Genomic DNA, 18,945 nt, shown 5'->3' with positions numbered 1-18,945 from the left:
AAACAATGATAAAAATATTTTGTTACATAAAATTAGGAGGTGAAACATGGTATTTTCAAATACATTATTCATTTATCTATTTTTACCACTAAATCTATTAATTTATTTTTTGGTAAAGGATATAAAAGCTAAAAATATAACATTATTAGTATTTTCTCTTATCTTTTATTCGTGGGGTGAACCTAAATGGATAATATTACTTTTATTCACATCTATAATAAATTATTACGCAGGAATTTTTATTGAAAAAAATAAGGATACAAAGAAATCTAAAAAATGGTTAATATACTCTATAATAATAAACTTATGTTCATTATTAATTTTTAAATATACTGCATTTATTTTTGAAAATATAAATGAATTATTTAATCTTGCAATAAAAATACCTGACATACCCTTTCCTTTAGGAATATCTTTTTATACATTTCATGTTATTTCCTATACAGTAGATGTGTATAAAGGTCATGTAAAGGCTCAAAAAAGTTACTATAAATTTTTACTATATATATCATTATATCCGCAATTAGTAGCAGGTCCAATAGTTAGATATTCTCAAGTAGAGGATGAAATAGACTATAGAGAAAGCTCTATAGACAACATAAATGATGGTATAAATAGATTTATAGTAGGACTTGGAAAAAAAGTTTTGATTGCAAATGTAGCAGGTAAGTTAGTAGAGCAATATATGAATTCAAATTTATATGATTTAACAGTAGTAGGAGCTTGGCTTGGAATTGTAATGTTTACTATTCAAATGTACTTTGATTTTTCAGGATATTCAGATATGGCAATAGGTCTTGGAAAAATATTTGGTTTTAAATATTTAGAAAATTTTAATTATCCATATATATCAAAGTCAGCAACAGAATTTTGGCGAAGATGGCATATTTCTTTAGGTAGCTTCTTTAGGGATTATGTTTATATTCCCTTAGGTGGAAACAAGAAAAATATGGTTGCTAATTTATTTATTGTTTGGCTTTTAACAGGTATATGGCATGGCGCAAGTTGGAATTTTATCGTTTGGGGATTATATTTTGGAATAATAATATATTTTGAGAAAAAATTCATATTAAAAATACTAAATAGAATACCTAAAATAGTTAGTCACATATATCTTTTGATAGTTGTTGTTAGTGGGTGGACAATATTTTATTTTACAAACTTAACAGATAGCATTAAGTATTTAAAAATAATGTTTGGATTAAGCAATAATTCAATTGTTAATACTGAGACAAAACTAGAAATTGTTAATAATATATTTTGGATTATATTAGCGTTAATAGGAACAACTCCTATACTTCCCTATATAAAAAGAAAACTATTAGAAAAAGATAGAGAATATATCCTAACAATATTAGTTGTAATAATTAATGTAATGATACTAATTTTATCAACAGCTATGCTAATTGGAGATAGTTATAATCCTTTCTTATATTTTAGGTTTTAAGGAGGAAAAAATGAAATTTGATTGTGAAAAAGAAAATAAAAGAAAAAATAAAACAATAAAAAAGATGCAATTAATAAATATTTCTGTATTTGCATTAATAATATTAACATTATCCTTATGTTCAATAATAATGCCTAAAAAAACTATATCAGAAGATGAAAAAAGAGCTTTAACAAAATACCCAAAGTTTTCTTTAGAGGAAGTTATGAAAGGAAAATATTTTTCACAGATAGAGAGTTTTTATAATGATACTTTTCCATTTAGGGATAAGTTATTATCAATTGATTCCTATGTTGATAGTTTAAAGGGACTTAGAGAAGGTGAAGAAGAAATAAAATTATATAAATAAAATGAAAAAGATAGGAGAATAAATTATGAGTAAAAATATAAGAAAAATAATAGCTGTTACATTGGTGGCTATATCAGTTACTTCATTAGTAGCTTGTGGAAATAAAGAAAAGGTAGAAAAAACAGGACAAAGTAATAAAATAGCAGATTCAAAAAAGGAAGATACAAAAAATACTTCAAAGGATGATTCACAAAAAGGAGATGAAATTGCAGAAAAATCTGGTTCAATTGTGACTTTAGGTGACATGGCCTTAGAGATTTTTGGTGGTAGTAAGGAAGAAAGTGAAAAATATATAAATACAATTTCAAAACATGCTAAGAATTTAGGGAATGATGTACAAGTATATAATATGGTTGTTCCAACTCATGTTGAGTTTGCACTTCCAAGTAAATATAAGGATATGAGTAATTCCGAAAAAGAGTCTATAGATAATATTTATAAGGGCATGGACAAAAATGTAAAAACTATAGACGCTTATAGTGAATTAGAAAAACATAAAGATGAGTACATATATTTTAACACAGATCATCATTGGACATCTTTAGGAGCATATTATGCGTATACAGCCTTTGCTAAGGAAGCAGGATTTACTCCAATAAACCTGAAAGAATATGAAAAATTTACAGTAGGTGGATTTTTAGGAACGTTATACACTCAAACTAAAGATAATAAACTAAAAAATAATCCAGATACTGTAGATTATTATAAAATACCTTATGATTATCAAGTTTATAGATATGAAGAAAATGATATGGACAACCCGTTAAAAAGTAGTCTATATGCAGATTATGCAGAAGGAGTAAATGCATATTCAGTATTTTTGCATGGTGATTTTCCAAAAATAAAAATTGAAAATAAAAATGCAAAAAGTGATAAAAAAATAGTAGTAGTAAAAGAGTCTTATGGTAATGCATTTGTACCATTTTTGGTTCCAGATTATAAAGAAGTAATAGTTATAGATTCTCGTTATTATGATGGAAGTTTAAATCAGTTAGTTAAGGATAATGGTATAAATCAAGTATTATTTATTAATAATGTTTTTGCAGCTAACACAGAAACTTTAATTAATACCATAGATAGATTAAACAAGTAAATTGATGATGTAGAAATTTAATTAAGACTATATTAAAAAATATTTTTTAATATAGTTTTTTTATTTTTAGTTTAAAACAGTGAAAGTATATATAATAAACCTATTGTATTGATTTAAATTATAAAGCAAGTCATAATTTAAGTATAAATATGGGTGAAATAGGTGGAATTTATGGAGAATATAAAAAAGAGGCTAATATTAAATATAATACTTTTAATATTAGGAATAGCAATAGTGTGTTTTTTAATATTAAGTGATTTTGAAAGTTCATTGCTGCTTGGGTTAAGTTTTACATGGATTTTTATCAATCCATTTACAATTAAAAAAGATATATCAATTTTAAAGAAAAATAAAAAATAGAACACAGTGGTTTTAATAGTAGTTACAATTGGAGGGAAGTTTATGGATAAAAAATATAATTTATATCAAATTGATTCATTTACAAAAGAAAGGTTTGCAGGAAATCCAGCTGGAGTCATAACCAATGCTGATGGATTAACAGAAAATGAGATGAAAAAAATAGCTAGGGAACTTAACAATTCTGAGACAGCATTTATATTTTCTTCAAGTGATAATGATTTTGATGTTCACATAAGATTTTTTACGCCAACAAATGAAGTTCCAATATGCGGACATGCAACTATAGCAGCCCATTATGCACGTGCTATTGAAAATAAACTTGTTTCTTCAAGGGTTTATCAAAAAACTGGTGCTGGTATTTTACCAGTTGATATAGTAAGTGAAAATGATGATTATAAAGTTATTATGACACAAGGAAAAATTGAATTTGGGGATATTATTAATGGAGAAAATAAGAAAAAGCTTATAAAAGCACTTAATATCAATGATTATGATTTAATAGAATCTTACCCAATACAAATTGTTTCAACAGGACATTCAAAAGTTATGATTGGAATAAAAGGTATTCACACATTAAATAATATGCAACCTAATTATGATGAGTTAGTTAAATTAAGTAACATTATAAAATGTAATGGATATTATGTTTTTACAATTAATCCTGAAGAAAAAGATATTTTGATACATGGTAGGATGTTTGCACCAGCAATAGGAATTAATGAGGATCCAGTAACAGGAAATGCAAATGGTCCACTAGGAGCATATCTTGTTTATAATAATTTTGTTAAACATAATAATAGGGTATTTAAATTTAAAGCAAAGCAGGGTGAAGCAATAGGTCGACCTGGCGTTATAGAGGTTGAAGTAAAAATAGAAGATAAAAATCCAGTAGAAGTTAAAATTTCAGGAAATGCTGTTATTACATTTAAGTCAGAATTGAGTTTATAGGAGTTTTATTTAAAATACTAATTTTATTAGTAATATTTATAGTGATTTATAAATCCTAATATAAATAAGCAAAACACAGAATACTTCTATTCTGTGTTTTTATTATAAATTAAAAGTATATAAAGCTTGTTTCGTTAATATGTATTTAATGGTACAATTTTTATACAGTAATGTTTATTTATTACTTAAATATAAAAAATAACAAGTAAAAATGGTATAAAATTGGGGGTAAAAAGAATTATGGATACTTATAAGATTATTGAAATTAAACAAAGTGTTTTTGAAGACAATGACAAACAGGCCGAGTTACTTAGAAAGGAATTAAAAAAAGATAAAACTTTCTTATTAAATTTAATGTCATCACCAGGTTCAGGAAAAACTACAACTGTTGTAAAGACTATTGATGCTTTAAAAGATGAGATGAAAATTGGTATTTTGGAAGCAGATATTGATTCAGATGTAGATGCTAACACAGTATCTAAGACTGGCGCAAAAGTGATTCAATTACACACTGGTGGAATGTGCCATTTAGATGCAGATATGACTAAACAAGGATTAGAAGGATTAGGAACTGAAGATATTGATTTTGCAATATTAGAGAATGTAGGAAATTTAGTATGTCCAGCAGAATTTGATACTGGTGCATCAAAAAACGCTATGATTTTAAGTATTCCTGAAGGTGATGATAAACCATTAAAATATCCACTTATGTTTTCAATTGTTGATGTTTTGTTAATCAATAAAATTGATGCTATGGATTATTTTGATTTTGATTTAGAAAAAGTTAAAAAATGTGCATTGAAATTAAATCCAAATATAAAAATTATTCCTATATCTGCTAAAACAGGAGAAGGAATTGATAAGTGGGTTGATTGGATACGTACTGAAGTGAAAAATTGGAAAGAAAAATAAGAATATATTGAGCTTTGAGATAGGGGGATATATATGGTAAAGGAAAAGGTATTGGATCTTGCAAATCACATAAACAGATCAAAACGTGGTTCAAAATCAGAAATTAAGCCTAAAGATCCTGAATATATTATTTTAGAACCTGTTGTTTCAGATGAAATGGCCGAGGTAGGAATTTATTTAGAATTACGAAAACCTAAAAGTGCAGAAGAAGTGGCTAAATTATGTGGAAAATCTGTAGAGGAAACATCAAAACTTTTATGGGACTTAGCAGTTGTTGGGGTATGCTTTGTTAATGAAATAGATGGTGTTGATAAATATTGGCTTGAAACTTGGATTCCTGGTGTTATGGAAATGATGGTCAATAATAAGGAAAATGTAAAAAAACACCCTCAAATTGCTGAAGCTTTTGAGGCATATGGAAGAGTAAGAGGACCAAAAACAGCAGGAAATTTTCCAGTAGGTAAAGGTCTTATGAGAGTTATTCCTATTGAACAATCTATTGAAGCAGAAACAAGAAGAGCATCATATGAGGAAGTATCTAAATATCTTAATGAAAATGAAATTTTTTCTGTTTCGGACTGTGCTTGTCGTACAGCAAGAGAAGTTATGGGGGAAGGCTGTGGACATTTAAAGGAAGACATGTGCATTCAAATGGGACATGCAGCAGAATATTACATTCGAACAGGTAGAGGAAGAAAAATTTCTCGTGAGGAAGCCTTTGAAATTATAAAAAAGGCAGAAGCTAATGGGTTAGTGCATCAAATACCAAATACAGAAGGACCAGGGGTAACTCATGCTATTTGCAATTGCTGTGGATGTTCATGTTTGTCCTTAAGAACTGCAGAAATGTTTTTAAATACAGATATGATACGTTCAAATTACGTTGCAAAAGTAGATAAAGATAAATGTGTAGCTTGTGGAGAATGTGTTGAAAATTGCCAAGTGAATGCATTAAAATTAGGACAAAAGCTGTGCATGAAAACTCCTATTATAGAAAAAAAACGTGAATTACCTTATGATACAGAATGGGGACCAGATAAGTGGAATATAGACTATCGTATTAATAGAAAAGTAGTTGTAGATACTGGCACAAGCCCTTGTAAAGCAGAATGTCCTGCACATATCGGTATTCAAGGATATATAAAATTGGCTTCTCAAGGTAGATATACAGAGGCACTAGAACTTATAAAGCATGAAAATCCGTTCCCAGCAGTGTGTGGTCGTATATGTCCAAGAAAATGTGAATCTGCTTGCACAAGGGGAGATGTGGATGATCCTATAGCTATAGATGATATTAAGAAATTTATTGCACAACAAGATTTGAATAAAGAGTTTCGATATGTACCAGAGGTTAAAAATCAATATAAAAATAAAATTGCTATAATAGGTGCAGGTCCTTCAGGGCTTTCATGTGCTTTTTATTTGGCTATTGATGGCTATAAAGTAACTGTATTTGAAAGACAAAAATCACTTGGTGGTATGTTGAAATTTGGAATTCCATCTTTTAGATTAGAAAAAGATGTAGTTAATGCAGAAATTGATATTTTAAAAGAATTAGGTGTTGAATTTAAGACTAATATTGAAGTGGGAAAGGATGTAACACTTAATGATTTAAGAAATGAAGGATTTGAAGCATTTTATTTTGCAATTGGTGCTCAAAAGGGAAGAAGTTTAGGTATTGAAGGAGAAGAGGCTGAAGGTGTAATAACCGGAGTAGAATTTTTACGAGAAATAAATTTAGGTGAAGATTTAAAAATGGAAGGAAAAGTTATTGTGATTGGTGGAGGTAATGTTGCTATTGATGTTGCAAGAACTGTCACAAGAATTGATACTTCTGATATAAGTATGTATTGTTTAGAAAGTAGAGATGAAATGCCGGCACTTGAAGAAGAAATTGAAGAAGCATTGTCAGAGGGAATTTCCATTAATAATTCATGGGGACCAAAACGAGTTCTTCAGGAAAATGGAAAAGTAGTTGGCGTAGAATTTAAAAAATGTATTTCAGTATTTGATGAAAACAGAAGGTTTAGTCCAAAATTCGATGAAAGTGAAACAAAAGTAGTTGAAGCAGAAAATGTAATAATTTCAGTAGGTCAAGGAATAGATTGGGGCGAATTGCTAGAAGATACTAAGGTACAATTAAATCCTAACAATACAATAAAAGTCAATCAAGTTACCTTACAAACAGATGAAGCAGATATATTTGCTGGTGGAGATGCTGTCACAGGACCTAGGTTTGCTATAGATGCAATTGCTTTAGGTAAAGAAGGTGCGATTTCAATTCATCGTTATGTTCATCCTGGACAAAGTCTAATTTTAGGACGTACAAAGAGAGATTATCGTCCTTTAGATAAAAATAATCTTGATCTTGGAGGATATGATAGGATGCCAAGACAAAGAGCAGAGCATATAGGTGAAAATAGATCAAAAGAAACATTTAAGGATTTACGTGGTACTTTTACAGAAGAACAATTGAAAAAAGAAACTGAACGTTGTCTTGGTTGTGGTGCTACAGTTGTAGATGAATATCAATGTGTAGGATGTGGTGTTTGTACTACAAAATGCAAATATGATGCAATTAAGTTGGAAAGAGTTTATGATAGTGCTAGTGTAGATCTTTCTGAGCTTAAGCCTATAATTATTAAACATGCACTTAAACGTAAGGTGAGAATTGCTGTGAAAAAACCAGTAAGAAAATTAAAATCTATTTTCCTTAGTGAAAATGCTCCCGATAAACGTTGACATAGGGGGTGGGGTAATTTGCATGAAGTTGGAGTTTTGCTACAAGTAGTTAAGACTGTTGAAAATTTTGCACAAAAAAATGGATTAACCCAAATAGATAAATTAGTTATTCAAATTGGTGAACTTTCATCAATGATTCCAAGATATGTTAAAGCATGTTACCCAGCAGCAGTAGATGGAACTTTATTACAAAATACAAAATTAGAAATTGAGATACTACCTGGTAATGGGATTTGTAAAAAATGTAATAAAGTTTTTAATATCCTTCAAAGCAAAGGGAAATGTTCATACTGTGGAGAAAATGATTGGGATTTGCTATGTGGAAGAGAATTTATGATTAAAGAAATTGTTGCTTGTTAAATGTATAAAAAATAAATAAAAAAATGAAATTAGGGTATTACATCAGAAAAAATAATTATGTTATACTTATAAAAGTCAATGCGTTGTACCGACGGTCATACCATTTGTCGTCGTACAATGCATTTTTTATTAAAAAATAAAGGAGGATATTATGGAACAATGTATGCCTAGGAATGGGAAAGAAGGATTAATTTATGGAGGTATTATATGTGCATTGACAGCATTTTTTATGGCAACTATGAATATTTCTATTAACATGGGTGGAGTATCTGTAACATCTGTAGCTACATCTTTGAAAATATTTCCAGTAGTTTTTATAATTGCTATGATGTTTGAAAATTTTATAGTTGGAAATATAGCTGATAAATTAGTGAAGATTTTTGCTTCTCCAACAGATAGTTTAAATGCTAACATTTTATTTAGAACATTTTTTACTGTAATTGGAATGTCTATTATTATGACGATTGTAGGTGGAATCTTAGCATTAGGGTTTAATATGGAAGTGATTAAAGAGTTTCCAATTTGCTGGCCACGTAATTTTTGTGTAGTTCTATTTTTGGAACTACTTATTGTATCACCTATCGCAAGAAATGTGATGAGAATAATGCATAAAAATTAATAAGAATACCAATAAAAATAATTTTTATATTTGAGGAATAGGTAATGGCAATAAAATATTTTATTGCCATTACCTATTTCTATACTTTTATAAAAAATAATATTTCTTTATTTTTCACGTATATCAAAGCAGGAAGTATGTATATATTTTTTAAAAACAGATATAAAAGTTTGTAGAAAGTTATTATTAAAAGTTAAATATATTTAGAAAAATGTTGTATATATGCTGAAAAATAACGTGTATAAACATAACAATGTTGTATATATACAACAAATAGTATATAATACCAATTGAAGGAGGGGTTTTATGGTTAGAAGAGGAAAAATTTTTAATACAAAAATAAAATTATTAAGAATTGAACGTAACATTACACAAGAAGATTTAGCTATTGATTTAGGGGTTAATAGAAGTACAATATCAGAAATTGAAAGGGGTACTTTTAATCCTTCATTAAAACTTGCTTTTTCAATCGCTAATTATTTTGATAAAACAGTTGATGAAGTTTTTGAGTTTTTAGGGGGAGATAATAATGGATAAATTACAACTGGTTCATTTTCAACTGCATGTGCTTTTATCTACAATGTTTGTAGCTATTTATATTATCTGTATGGTTATGGATAAGGATGAATTGGAGCAAGAAGCCCAAAGTTATGCTTTGAAAGGTTCAAATATATCAATCATTGTATTGCTAATGGCATATATATATTATAAGGCTACAGTAGGAAGTATTAATTTAAATTTACATGTAGTAATGATTTTTATTAACATTCTTTGTGTATTATATTTAATATTATATTTTCTTTATATGAAAGGTATGAGAATACAATTAAAGGTTAAAAATATTAAAATTTTAAATGGTATATGTTATTTATCAACAGCAGCAAGTATTATTTTTATTATTACAGGATTTTTAAAAGTTAAAATTTTTACAAATGAGTCAAGTTTCATTAGATTGGATACTTTATTAATGATGATTAATTTTATAACTATCTCATTAATTATAGGACTTTATCCGAAGAAAAAATTAAATAGAGAAGAACATAAAGAGATGGAGAAAGTTGCAAATAAGTTTTCAAAAATATTTTTTATAATATATGGGTTATTTTTTATAGGCTTAATACTGTATATAATATCAAAAAAATTTTGATGTTATACATAAAAAGTAGTAGAAAAGTACATTATTTTTTATAGAAGGAGTATATTCTTCTTAATATTAACTATTATAATTACATATTTTTTAATTGAGAATATAAGATTAGTGATATAATAGTTTGTAAAATATAAAAGTTTATTTTTGAGTTGTAGAATTATTAAAATAAAAGTATGTAATATAATAACTTATTTAGGAGGTTCTTTCATGAAAGAAAAAAATAGTGTAGATATAGCAAAAGCTTCTGTAAAAATGGCAATATCCTCAAGAGCAGAAGAGGAAAGACTTATAGAGGAGTTTAAAAAAGATAATGTTTTAGCTGTAGCAGTAGATATTGGTGGAAATTTAAATACATCTATTCTAAAAATTATAGAAAGGGCTTTAGTTGCGTCTAAGAGAACTGGAATAATTAAAGATTGTCATATTCATGAAGGTGCAATTGCAGGAGCTACTAGAGAGGCAATAATGCAGGTTTCAGATAAGGCAAATGGTCTTAATGTAGGTGGTAAAATTGGCGTTGCAAGGCAAGGAGAGCATATAAGTGTATGTATTTTCCTTAGCATAGGTGTACTTCATTTAAATGAAGTAGTAATAGGACTTGGACATAGATCTATAGCAAATATATAATTTATATAGTTGACATAAATGAAAAATTTATATATAATTCCTTTTAACAAGAAAGTAGCGATAATCTAGAATGGAAGATTTAGATTATCTTGGTAGGTAGAATAGTAGAACAGTAGTATGTAGAATGGTAGAACAGTAGTAGAGATGTTATAGTGAATTAGAAGTATAGTAAATAAATGTAGAATGGAAAACATAAATTCACTAACATTATAGAAGGATAGAAGTATAGATATTAAAAATATAGTTTTTTATATTTGTAATACATAAATATTAAATAGTAGCATGGTAGAATAAGTAGGAGATATAGATTAATAGTGAGTTAATTAGGAATTTAAATAGTCCTCTCCATATACTTTTATGGAGAGGATTTTTATATTTAAATGTCTATATCTTATAAATGCACAAATAATAATATTTAAAATTGTATTATATTTATAGAGTTCCAAGGTGACTTTAAAAATTATCCGTTCCAAAACTTGGATACCTAAAATAGTGAGACATACTCTGAATCATTTAGAATTTAACACTACACCTTGTATGAAAATATTTTAAATTTATTCATTAAATTTTTGTTATCAGTTGGAAAAATAAGTACAAATATAGTTAGTTAAGAATTATTAATTATGAATTAAAAATTTAGGATAAAAGTGGAAACCACTTTTTGAAAATGATTTTTTAAAATCTATTAATGTAATTTGCTTTGCAAATTTATAAAAAGATACGTTGAGAATTACTAGGAGCAAAGTGAGTAGTAATAACCACAACTGTTCACTATTCACTCTTAACTTTTAACTAAAATAATCTGTCAGTTATTGATAGAAATATTAATTTGAGTTTTCTCAATTGATAAATGAATAAGTTTAAGATTTAATTTGGAACCCTATAATCATACACAAATACAAAACAAAATATTAGGAGGACGGTAGTATGGTAGGAAAAAAATTAGTTTTATTAAGTTCAGTTTTAACAAGCATGTTTTTATTTTCAGCATGTTCAAATGGTGCAGGAGATTCTTTATCACAAGAAAAAAATGTGAATATAGGTATATCTCAAATAGCATCTCACCCAGCTTTAGATTTAGCTAGAGAAGGATTTGTAGAAGCCTTAGATTCTAAAGGGTTTAAAGACAAAGAGAATCTTAATTTAGAGTTACAAAATGCAGAAGGTGATATTGCAACATCTAATATGATAGCTAATAATTTTGTTTCAAGTAGTAAAGATTTAATATTTGCTATTGGAACCCCCGCAGCCCAATCAGCCTTTAATTCAACACAAGATATCCCAATTATAACTACAGCGGTAACAGATGCTGTAAGTGCAGGACTTGTAAAATCAAAGGACAAGTCAGGAACAAATGTTGCAGGAACAAGTGATGCAATACCTATAGAAAAACAATTAAAGCTTATACAACAAATAGTTAAGGATGTAAAAACAATAGGAGTTTTATACAATACTAGTGAAGTAAACTCGGAAATTCAAATAAATAATTTGAAAGAGATAGCTAAGAAAAATAATATAGATGTAATTGTAAAAGGTGTAAATAGTGTAAATGATATAAGTCAAGGTTTAGATTCTATATTAGATAAAATTGATGTTTTATACACACCAGCAGATAATATGATAGCTTCGTCTATGCCAATAATATCTTCTAAAGCAATAGATAAAAAAATACCAATAGTAGGAGCAGAAGAAGCTCATGTTAAAGGTGGAGCATTAATTACAGAAGGAATTAATTACAAAAAACTTGGATTTGAAGCTGGAATTATGGCAGCTGAAGTATTGGAAGGAAAAGATATAAAAGAGTTACCTATGAAAACCTTGGAAGATACAGAACTTGTTATAAATGAAGATACGCTAAAAAAGCTTTCTATAAATATTGATGAAGATATAATGAAAAAAGCTAAACTTATAAAGGGAGGGGAATAACATGACCTTCTTTATGGGAACTTTAGAGCAAGGACTTATTTTTGCTATAGGAGCATTAGGTGTATATATAACTTATACAATATTAGACTTTCCAGACTTATCTGTAGATGGAACATTTAGTTTGGGTGCTGCAATTACCGCATCACTTATACTAAAAGGAACTAATCCTATTTTGGCATTAGTAGTAGCATTTATAGGAGGTGCTATAGGAGGTCTAGTTACAGGAATACTTCATGTAAAATTAAAAATAACTAATCTTTTATCAGGAATTTTAGTTATGATAGGATTATATTCTATAAATTTAAGGGTAATGGGTAAGGCAAATCTTCCCATGATGAATAAAGACAATATATTTTCTAGTGATATACCAATGGTAATGATTTTAGTATTAATAGTTTTAGTTTCTAAATTCTTAATGGATGTTTTATTTAAAACTAAGTTTGGTTTTATATTAAGGGCCACAGGAGATAATGATACATTAGTTACTTCACTAGGAGTAAATAAAGGAACAATGAAAATAATTGGACTTATGTTATCTAATGGTTTTGTAGCTTTAAGTGGAGCTATAATGGCACAGTATCAAAGGTTTTCGGATATATCTATGGGAACTGGCTTTATAGTTATTGCTTTAGCTTCTATCATACTTGGTCAATCTGTTTTTAATAATTGTAAATTTATAAAAGGAACTACAATAGTTATAATAGGAGCGTTTTTGTACAAATTAAGTGTAGGAATTGCTTTAAATTTAGGTTTGCCACCAACAGATTTGAAATTAATAACATCAATAATAGTGGTTATTGCCATAGTTATGAATAATAGTAATATGCTAAATAAATTTTCTTTAAGAAAAAGGGGTGATTTAGATGCTTAAGCTAAAATCTATAAATAAAGGTTTTAATAAAGGAACAATAAATGAAACTAGTATTTTTAATAACTTTAATTTAGAAATAAATAAAGGTGAATATATAACTATTGTTGGAAGTAATGGAGCAGGAAAATCTACTCTTTTAAATATAATATCTGGTGCTTTAGAATTAGACTCAGGTAATATATTTTTAGAAGAAAGAGATATTACTAATTTAAAAGAACATAAAAAATCAAAAATTATAAGTAGAGTGTTTCAAGACCCGACTAAAGGAACGTCACCATCTATGACTATCTTAGAAAATTTATCTTTGGCAGATAATAAGGGGAAAAAATTTGGACTTTCTTTAGGCGTTAATAAAAAAAAGATAGAGGAATTTAAAAATCATCTTTCTATATTAAATTTAGGGCTTGAAGATAAGATAAATACAAAGGTAGGAATGTTATCAGGAGGACAAAGGCAGGCCCTTTCGTTACTAATGGCAACTCTAAATACACCAAAGATTTTGCTTTTAGATGAGCATACAGCAGCCTTAGATCCAAAAACATCAGAGACAATTATAAACCTTACAAATGATATAGTTAAAGAGAAAAACATTACCACAATTATGATAACTCATAATTTAAATCATGCTATAGAATTTGGAAATAGGTTACTTATGATGCATAGAGGAGAAACAATCCTTGATATAGGGAAAATAGAAAAAAGTAATTTAACTAAAAATGATCTTATAGAAGAATTTAATAAAATTACTTTTAAAGAAGAACTTTCAGACAGAGTAATGTTTGCTTAGTATAGTGTAATTTAATATACTTTAGTTATTGTGAAAGTAAAGAATAAGGAGTGCCTGTAGATGGTACTTCTTTTTCGTGTTGTGCGCCCAGCATGGGCATAATCTTAAGTGGAAAAGTCCTTAAAAAGTGTTAGTAGTAGTTAATAATGTAAATATTTTGTTGTTTTTTCCATAGTTGGTTGAACTTAGACTTATTTTAATATATTATTATAGATATTCTATATTTTGAAAGTAGATTTTATAATCTATAAATCTATTAAATTTTTAGATGAAAATTTTGAATTTATTAGTTATGTGATTATTGATGATATTTAAAAAGGATTATTGCAAATGTATGCAAAAGTACTATTTATAATTTTTTGAAAAAAGAAATAATTACAAATAAAGAAAATATAATGAAACCTTTCATCTATGATTTTGCTGTAAAAAGGAGACAAGATATGGAACTATGATGGTTGATATAGATACACATCAAATTATTGATATAATCTTTTCTAGAGAACTTAATGATGTTGTAGAAGGGTTAAAAATATATTTAAATCTAAAAATAGTTTCAAGAGATGGGTATAGTACATATAAAAATACTATATCTTTGGCACAGCCTAAAGTTATTAAAATGAAAAAAAGTAGAAAAATATTTAAATAATTTACTTAAAATGCAGGTATGAAATAGAAGTCTAAAAGATTCACTGATAATGATTTATAGTATTAATTACTAAGGAAAGGTGTTTATGAAAGAAATAAAAGATTTTGATAAGGTTTACAAATATTATGATAAATTTATGGTTATGTTTAATCTATATAAACATGAAGAAATAAGGTCTGTTGCAAATATTGATGAACATGAAGTAGTTGTAGATATAGGCGGAGGAACTGGAAGGTTAGCTAAGTATATTTGTAATAGTTGTAAGACTGTATACGTACTTGATGAAAGTGAGAAGATGCTTTCAATGGTAAATCAAAGGGGAAATTTGGTATGCATAAGGGGAAATGCTTTGAAAACTCCATTTGAGGACAATTCTATTGATATAGTAATATTAAGTGATGTTTTCCATCATATTAAAGAACAAAAAGATCTTATAGTTGAAATAAATAGAATATTAAAGTATGGTGGAAAGATAGTTATGATGGACTTTAATAGAAAGCACATAAAAACAAAATTATTGAGAGCATTTGAATTTACTCTATTTGGACGATTGTTTTTTAGAACTAAAGATGAAGTTAGGAGTTTACTAGAAGAATGTTTTTACATACAAAGGGTTTATGATAAGGGGTATTATTTTATATTTGTAGGAGAGAAAAGATGATAAATAAAATATGGTTCTACTCAAAGATTGGATATAAACTTATAAAAAAGGAAGTTGTAAGCAGAGATGATTATAAGGATGAGTATGATAAAGTTTCAGATACATATCATTTTTGGCTTAAAGAGATGAGTAGATATACGGACAATATTATTCATTCAAAGCACATAGAAACAGATAAAGAATTAAAAATACTTGATTTTGCTTGTGGGACAGGCTACATAACAAAAAGCTTATTAAATAAATCTATAAAATATAAAATTACTTCTGTAGATCAGTCAAATAAAATGCTTGAAAAGCTTTTGAAAACCAATAATCCTAGGATGACAGCTATTCAGAGTGATGGTATTGAATTTTTAAAAAATACTAATGAAAAATATGATGTTATATTTTTTGGTTGGGCACTTTCTTATTTTGATCATAATGAACTATTAAAACTTTTTAATAAGGTTTTAAAACAAGAAGGTATATTAGCAATAATCACAAATGTTGAAGGAACCTTAGATAAAATAGAAAATATTTTTTTGAAGGTTATGAGTGAGAAGCAAAAGGAAGTAATCAAACCTATGGATATAAAATTGAATTTACCTAAGGGAAAGATGGGATTAGTTAAATGGTGCAATCAATATGGATTTAAAGCTTTAAAGGTAGAAGAAGGTGAGGTATTCTTTAGTTTTAAAGAGCCAGAAGAACTTTTACAGTGGCTAAATATAACTGGGGCAGCAGCAGGAACTAGGAAAATCTTTAACAACTACAATGAAGTTAAACCTTTGATAATTGAAAAAATAAAAAAAGAAAAATATAAAAATGGAGCTTATGAGATAAATCATAAATTTGCATATGGTATCTTTAGAAAGGAATAGAAATAAATGAGCATTAATAATTTAAAAATCATGACAAAAATGTCTATAGATAAAAATGTTCTAAAGGGCATATTAGAAATTTATAATATTTTAAAAGAAGATGAGAATTTCACCTTATTCAAATACATAAAGATGATGAATGGTATTTTAAAGGGAGAGAAGCTAGTGAAGCATGAGGATAAATACATATTGAGCACCTTTTTTCCACCTTTTCCAACTAAATCATTTATACAAAATATCTTAGCAGTAGATGAACCTATAAATATATTTACAAAGCAAATGTATGCTGAAAGAACTGCGCCGATATCTATGTATTTATGTATAACGAATAAATGTCCTAATAATTGTCTTTATTGCAGTGCAAAAAATAGAGAAGCAGAAAAGGAATTAACAAAGGAAGAATGGATTAAAGTTATTAGAGAACTTCAAGATATGAATGTGCCTATTATTGGAATAACGGGAGGAGAGCCCTTAGTACGTGAGGATATATTTGATATTATAAGAGCTATAGATAATAGAAGCACATCAATTTTATTTACTAGCGGTTTTAATTTAAGCTATGAGAGAGCAAAAAAATTAAAAGATAGTGGGTTGTTTGGTATAGGAATAAGCTTAGATTCTTATAATAAAGAGCAACATAATAAGAATAGAAACAGTGAAAATGCTTTTGATTATGCACTTGAGGCACTTAGAAATGCAAATAAGTCAGGATTATATACCATGGCACAAACAGTTATATTAAAGGAGAATCTTGATGAAGAAAAACTGTTTAGATTGTTTAAACTTGCAAAAGATAATGGTGCTCATGAAGTGAAAATATTGGAACCTATACTAAGTGGAAACCTTTTAACTGAAAAGCAATTAGAAAATGTATTTTATAATAAAAGTGATAGGGAAAAACTTATAAAGATACAACATAAGGCAAATAAAAGAAGTGATTTACCTAAGATAACAACTTTTGTGTATACAGAAAGCGAAGCAAAATTTGGTTGTGGTGCAGGAAATCAACATTCCTATATAAGTGCTTCAGGAGAATTGTATCCTTGTGATTTTGTACCTATGAGGTTTGGAAATGTAAAAGAAGAATCTATAAAAAATCTTTGGATTGAAATGAAAAATTATATTGGTAAGCCTAAAATAGGATGCTTTGCTCAGAAGGTAAATAAAGAAGTATTTAAGCAATCAGAAGGTATACTTCCACTTAATAAGGAAAAATCAATAAGTATTTGTAATAAAAATAAGAGTGATAAATATCCTAAATACTATAGGGATTTACATAAATAGTATTTAAATAATAGATGTTAAAAAGCTGTAGATAAAACTACAGCTTTTTTAGTTTATAGATGGCTAGTATATAACTAACAGATTATTTTAGTTAAAAGTTAAGAGTTAAGAGTGACCAGTTGTGGTTATTACTTTCATCCTAAATTCTTAATTCATAATTTTAAACTAAATATATTTGCACTTATTTTTCTCAACTGATAACAAAAATTTGATGAATAAATTTAAATTGCAGCTTGTTTCCCCATATTAATATCTAAGTAGTATGCATGAAGCAACTACACCAGCTCCAACCGTCCATAAAATAACATGATCTCCAGGTTTAATGTTACCATTTGAAACAGAGTCGGATAAGGCCATAAATGGGCTTGTAACACCTGTATATCCAAATCTGTCACCTACGAATGGAAATTTTTTCTCTGGCTCTTCTAAAGTATCTCTTATTATATCAATATTTTTCTTTGAAAATTGAGATAGACAATATAATTTCACATCATCTTTAGTTAAATTATTTCGATTTAATATTTCATTTATTGAGTCAACAGAACTTGCAAAGGCCTCATCTGTATTAAAATCTGCCCATTCTATGATTCTATTATCTTTTGATATATTTCCATCTACTGGCAATACATTGGAAAAGCCCACAGGAGGAAATTTTATATAGCCGCTTAATGAACTATCTACGTAAGATGAACTATCTATGAAATCTGATATGCTATCTTCTGTGTTTTCTAGTAATACAGCACATGCAGATTCTCCAAAATTAGCATAAGTAATAGGTTCTGATTTTCTTGAATATCTAATTACTAAGTCAGAGCCTACAAGTAAGCTATATTTAATTCTATTATTGCTCTTCATTGTTCTACAGACTTGATCCATTGCAATAATCATTCCGCAACAATTACCATTCATATCATATGCATTTGAACTTCTAGATAAACCTAAAGCTTCATGAATTTTAACAGCATTTGTAGGAGATAGATATTCTGGCGTAGAGGATACAAATACAACTAAACCTATATCTTGTACATCTATATTCACAGTACTTATTACTTTATTGCAAGCTTCTATAGCCATAGTTAAAGAATTTTCGTGAAAATCTTCAGAAACATATCTCTGATTTCTTCCAGTAACATTTAATAATCCAGAAATATCAACATCCTGTTTTGAAAAATGATTTAAAAAGTATTCATTAGAATAACTTGTTTTAGGATGATAATATTCTATGTTTTTAATTTTTATATTCATTTTATCTCCGCCTTATCTTTATTGTTAAATATGTTCACTTATAATTATCGAAGAATAT

Annotated in this window: 20 protein-coding genes; 19 read left to right on the top strand and 1 reads right to left on the bottom strand. The window is 27.7% G+C overall.

Going from position 1 to position 18,945, the window contains the following annotated elements; genetic code table 11:
- Window positions 1–46 precede the first annotated feature (46 nt).
- From KQI36_RS06445 to KQI36_RS06355, 19 genes are all read left to right on the top strand, one after another.
- The gene (locus KQI36_RS06445) at window positions 47–1,447 is read left to right on the top strand and encodes an MBOAT family O-acyltransferase (RefSeq protein ID WP_216450191.1); all 1,401 of its coding nucleotides are present in this window, start codon (window positions 47–49) and stop codon (window positions 1,445–1,447) included.
- 10 nt (window positions 1,448–1,457) lie between these two features.
- Window positions 1,458–1,796 carry a DHHW family protein gene (locus KQI36_RS17835; RefSeq protein WP_216450190.1) on the top strand — a complete coding sequence of 113 codons (339 nt, stop codon included), beginning with the start codon at window positions 1,458–1,460 and terminating at the stop codon, window positions 1,794–1,796.
- Window positions 1,797–1,821: 25 nt separating this feature from the next.
- Window positions 1,822–2,889, top strand: a complete 1,068-nt coding sequence (locus tag KQI36_RS06435; RefSeq protein WP_216450189.1) for a DHHW family protein — start codon at window positions 1,822–1,824, stop codon at window positions 2,887–2,889.
- A 171-nt stretch (window positions 2,890–3,060) separates the two neighbouring features.
- Window positions 3,061–3,249, top strand: a complete 189-nt coding sequence (locus KQI36_RS06430; RefSeq protein ID WP_216450188.1) for a hypothetical protein — start codon at window positions 3,061–3,063, stop codon at window positions 3,247–3,249.
- A 42-nt stretch (window positions 3,250–3,291) separates the two neighbouring features.
- Complete coding sequence (locus KQI36_RS06425; protein ID WP_216450187.1) at window positions 3,292–4,197, top strand: PhzF family isomerase; 906 nt, start codon at window positions 3,292–3,294, stop codon at window positions 4,195–4,197.
- 240 nt (window positions 4,198–4,437) lie between these two features.
- Window positions 4,438–5,109 carry a hydrogenase nickel incorporation protein HypB gene (hypB, locus tag KQI36_RS06420; RefSeq protein ID WP_061994178.1) on the top strand — a complete coding sequence of 224 codons (672 nt, stop codon included), beginning with the start codon at window positions 4,438–4,440 and terminating at the stop codon, window positions 5,107–5,109.
- Window positions 5,110–5,142: 33 nt separating this feature from the next.
- Window positions 5,143–7,851 (top strand): FAD-dependent oxidoreductase, encoded by a 2,709-nt coding sequence (locus tag KQI36_RS06415; protein WP_216450186.1) that lies wholly within the window; start codon window positions 5,143–5,145, stop codon window positions 7,849–7,851.
- Window positions 7,852–7,869: 18 nt separating this feature from the next.
- Entirely contained in the window at window positions 7,870–8,211 is a 342-nt protein-coding gene (locus tag KQI36_RS06410; protein WP_216450185.1) for a hydrogenase maturation nickel metallochaperone HypA/HybF, read from the top strand.
- A gap of 151 nt (window positions 8,212–8,362) precedes the next feature.
- A complete protein-coding gene (locus KQI36_RS06405) occupies window positions 8,363–8,830 on the top strand; it encodes a DUF2798 domain-containing protein (protein ID WP_216450184.1) in 468 nt (155 codons plus the stop codon).
- Window positions 8,831–9,136: 306 nt separating this feature from the next.
- Complete coding sequence (locus KQI36_RS06400; RefSeq protein ID WP_061994174.1) at window positions 9,137–9,367, top strand: helix-turn-helix transcriptional regulator; 231 nt, start codon at window positions 9,137–9,139, stop codon at window positions 9,365–9,367.
- Complete coding sequence (locus tag KQI36_RS06395; RefSeq protein WP_216450183.1) at window positions 9,360–9,977, top strand: hypothetical protein; 618 nt, start codon at window positions 9,360–9,362, stop codon at window positions 9,975–9,977. Before KQI36_RS06400 ends, KQI36_RS06395 begins: the two co-directional genes overlap by 8 nt.
- Before the next feature lie 210 nt (window positions 9,978–10,187).
- On the top strand, window positions 10,188–10,607 hold the full coding sequence (locus KQI36_RS06390) for a HutP family protein (RefSeq protein WP_010294400.1): 420 nt from the start codon (window positions 10,188–10,190) through the stop codon (window positions 10,605–10,607).
- 927 nt (window positions 10,608–11,534) lie between these two features.
- A complete protein-coding gene (locus KQI36_RS06385) occupies window positions 11,535–12,533 on the top strand; it encodes an ABC transporter substrate-binding protein (protein ID WP_216450182.1) in 999 nt (332 codons plus the stop codon).
- Between the two features lies 1 nt (window position 12,534).
- Window positions 12,535–13,404, top strand: coding sequence for an ABC transporter permease (locus KQI36_RS06380; RefSeq protein WP_216450181.1), 870 nt, complete (start codon window positions 12,535–12,537; stop codon window positions 13,402–13,404).
- On the top strand, window positions 13,397–14,191 hold the full coding sequence (locus KQI36_RS06375) for an ABC transporter ATP-binding protein (protein WP_216450180.1): 795 nt from the start codon (window positions 13,397–13,399) through the stop codon (window positions 14,189–14,191). The genes KQI36_RS06380 and KQI36_RS06375 overlap by 8 nt, the downstream gene beginning before the upstream one ends.
- A gap of 448 nt (window positions 14,192–14,639) precedes the next feature.
- Window positions 14,640–14,837, top strand: a complete 198-nt coding sequence (locus tag KQI36_RS06370) for a hypothetical protein (protein WP_216450179.1) — start codon at window positions 14,640–14,642, stop codon at window positions 14,835–14,837.
- 85 nt (window positions 14,838–14,922) lie between these two features.
- Window positions 14,923–15,498, top strand: coding sequence for a class I SAM-dependent methyltransferase (locus KQI36_RS06365; protein ID WP_216450177.1), 576 nt, complete (start codon window positions 14,923–14,925; stop codon window positions 15,496–15,498).
- Window positions 15,495–16,358, top strand: a complete 864-nt coding sequence (locus KQI36_RS06360; RefSeq protein ID WP_216450175.1) for a class I SAM-dependent methyltransferase — start codon at window positions 15,495–15,497, stop codon at window positions 16,356–16,358. Before KQI36_RS06365 ends, KQI36_RS06360 begins: the two co-directional genes overlap by 4 nt.
- Window positions 16,359–16,364: 6 nt before the next feature.
- Entirely contained in the window at window positions 16,365–17,642 is a 1,278-nt protein-coding gene (locus tag KQI36_RS06355) for a radical SAM/SPASM domain-containing protein (protein WP_216450174.1), read from the top strand.
- A gap of 246 nt (window positions 17,643–17,888) precedes the next feature.
- Here KQI36_RS06355 and KQI36_RS06350 read toward each other — a convergent pair whose 3' ends face one another.
- Window positions 17,889–18,887, bottom strand: a complete 999-nt coding sequence (locus KQI36_RS06350; RefSeq protein WP_216450172.1) for a 3-oxoacyl-[acyl-carrier-protein] synthase III C-terminal domain-containing protein — start codon at window positions 18,885–18,887, stop codon at window positions 17,889–17,891.
- Window positions 18,888–18,945: the final 58 nt, after the last annotated feature.

It is taken from the genome of Clostridium senegalense, assembly GCF_018916625.1.
GTDB lineage: Bacteria > Bacillota > Clostridia > Clostridiales > Clostridiaceae > Clostridium_J > Clostridium_J senegalense.
Note: the sequence above shows the minus strand (reverse complement) of the source record. Positions and strands in the feature narration are given on the sequence as shown.

What these genes read in the sequence shown, in the direction of transcription:
- KQI36_RS06350 (WP_216450172.1), bottom strand. Translation starts at nt 18,887, where the DNA reads ATGAATATAAAAATTAAAAACATAGAATATTATCATCCTAAAACAAGT.
- KQI36_RS06430 (WP_216450188.1), top strand. Translation starts at nt 3,061, where the DNA reads ATGGAGAATATAAAAAAGAGGCTAATATTAAATATAATACTTTTAATA.
- KQI36_RS06445 (WP_216450191.1), top strand. Translation starts at nt 47, where the DNA reads ATGGTATTTTCAAATACATTATTCATTTATCTATTTTTACCACTAAAT.
- KQI36_RS06435 (WP_216450189.1), top strand. Translation starts at nt 1,822, where the DNA reads ATGAGTAAAAATATAAGAAAAATAATAGCTGTTACATTGGTGGCTATA.
- KQI36_RS06385 (WP_216450182.1), top strand. Translation starts at nt 11,535, where the DNA reads ATGGTAGGAAAAAAATTAGTTTTATTAAGTTCAGTTTTAACAAGCATG.
- KQI36_RS06375 (WP_216450180.1), top strand. Translation starts at nt 13,397, where the DNA reads ATGCTTAAGCTAAAATCTATAAATAAAGGTTTTAATAAAGGAACAATA.
- KQI36_RS06395 (WP_216450183.1), top strand. Translation starts at nt 9,360, where the DNA reads ATGGATAAATTACAACTGGTTCATTTTCAACTGCATGTGCTTTTATCT.
- KQI36_RS06405 (WP_216450184.1), top strand. Translation starts at nt 8,363, where the DNA reads ATGGAACAATGTATGCCTAGGAATGGGAAAGAAGGATTAATTTATGGA.
- KQI36_RS17835 (WP_216450190.1), top strand. Translation starts at nt 1,458, where the DNA reads ATGAAATTTGATTGTGAAAAAGAAAATAAAAGAAAAAATAAAACAATA.
- hypB (WP_061994178.1), top strand. Translation starts at nt 4,438, where the DNA reads ATGGATACTTATAAGATTATTGAAATTAAACAAAGTGTTTTTGAAGAC.
- KQI36_RS06390 (WP_010294400.1), top strand. Translation starts at nt 10,188, where the DNA reads ATGAAAGAAAAAAATAGTGTAGATATAGCAAAAGCTTCTGTAAAAATG.
- KQI36_RS06415 (WP_216450186.1), top strand. Translation starts at nt 5,143, where the DNA reads ATGGTAAAGGAAAAGGTATTGGATCTTGCAAATCACATAAACAGATCA.
- KQI36_RS06365 (WP_216450177.1), top strand. Translation starts at nt 14,923, where the DNA reads ATGAAAGAAATAAAAGATTTTGATAAGGTTTACAAATATTATGATAAA.
- KQI36_RS06400 (WP_061994174.1), top strand. Translation starts at nt 9,137, where the DNA reads ATGGTTAGAAGAGGAAAAATTTTTAATACAAAAATAAAATTATTAAGA.
- KQI36_RS06355 (WP_216450174.1), top strand. Translation starts at nt 16,365, where the DNA reads ATGAGCATTAATAATTTAAAAATCATGACAAAAATGTCTATAGATAAA.
- KQI36_RS06380 (WP_216450181.1), top strand. Translation starts at nt 12,535, where the DNA reads ATGACCTTCTTTATGGGAACTTTAGAGCAAGGACTTATTTTTGCTATA.
- KQI36_RS06425 (WP_216450187.1), top strand. Translation starts at nt 3,292, where the DNA reads ATGGATAAAAAATATAATTTATATCAAATTGATTCATTTACAAAAGAA.
- KQI36_RS06360 (WP_216450175.1), top strand. Translation starts at nt 15,495, where the DNA reads ATGATAAATAAAATATGGTTCTACTCAAAGATTGGATATAAACTTATA.
- KQI36_RS06370 (WP_216450179.1), top strand. Translation starts at nt 14,640, where the DNA reads ATGATGGTTGATATAGATACACATCAAATTATTGATATAATCTTTTCT.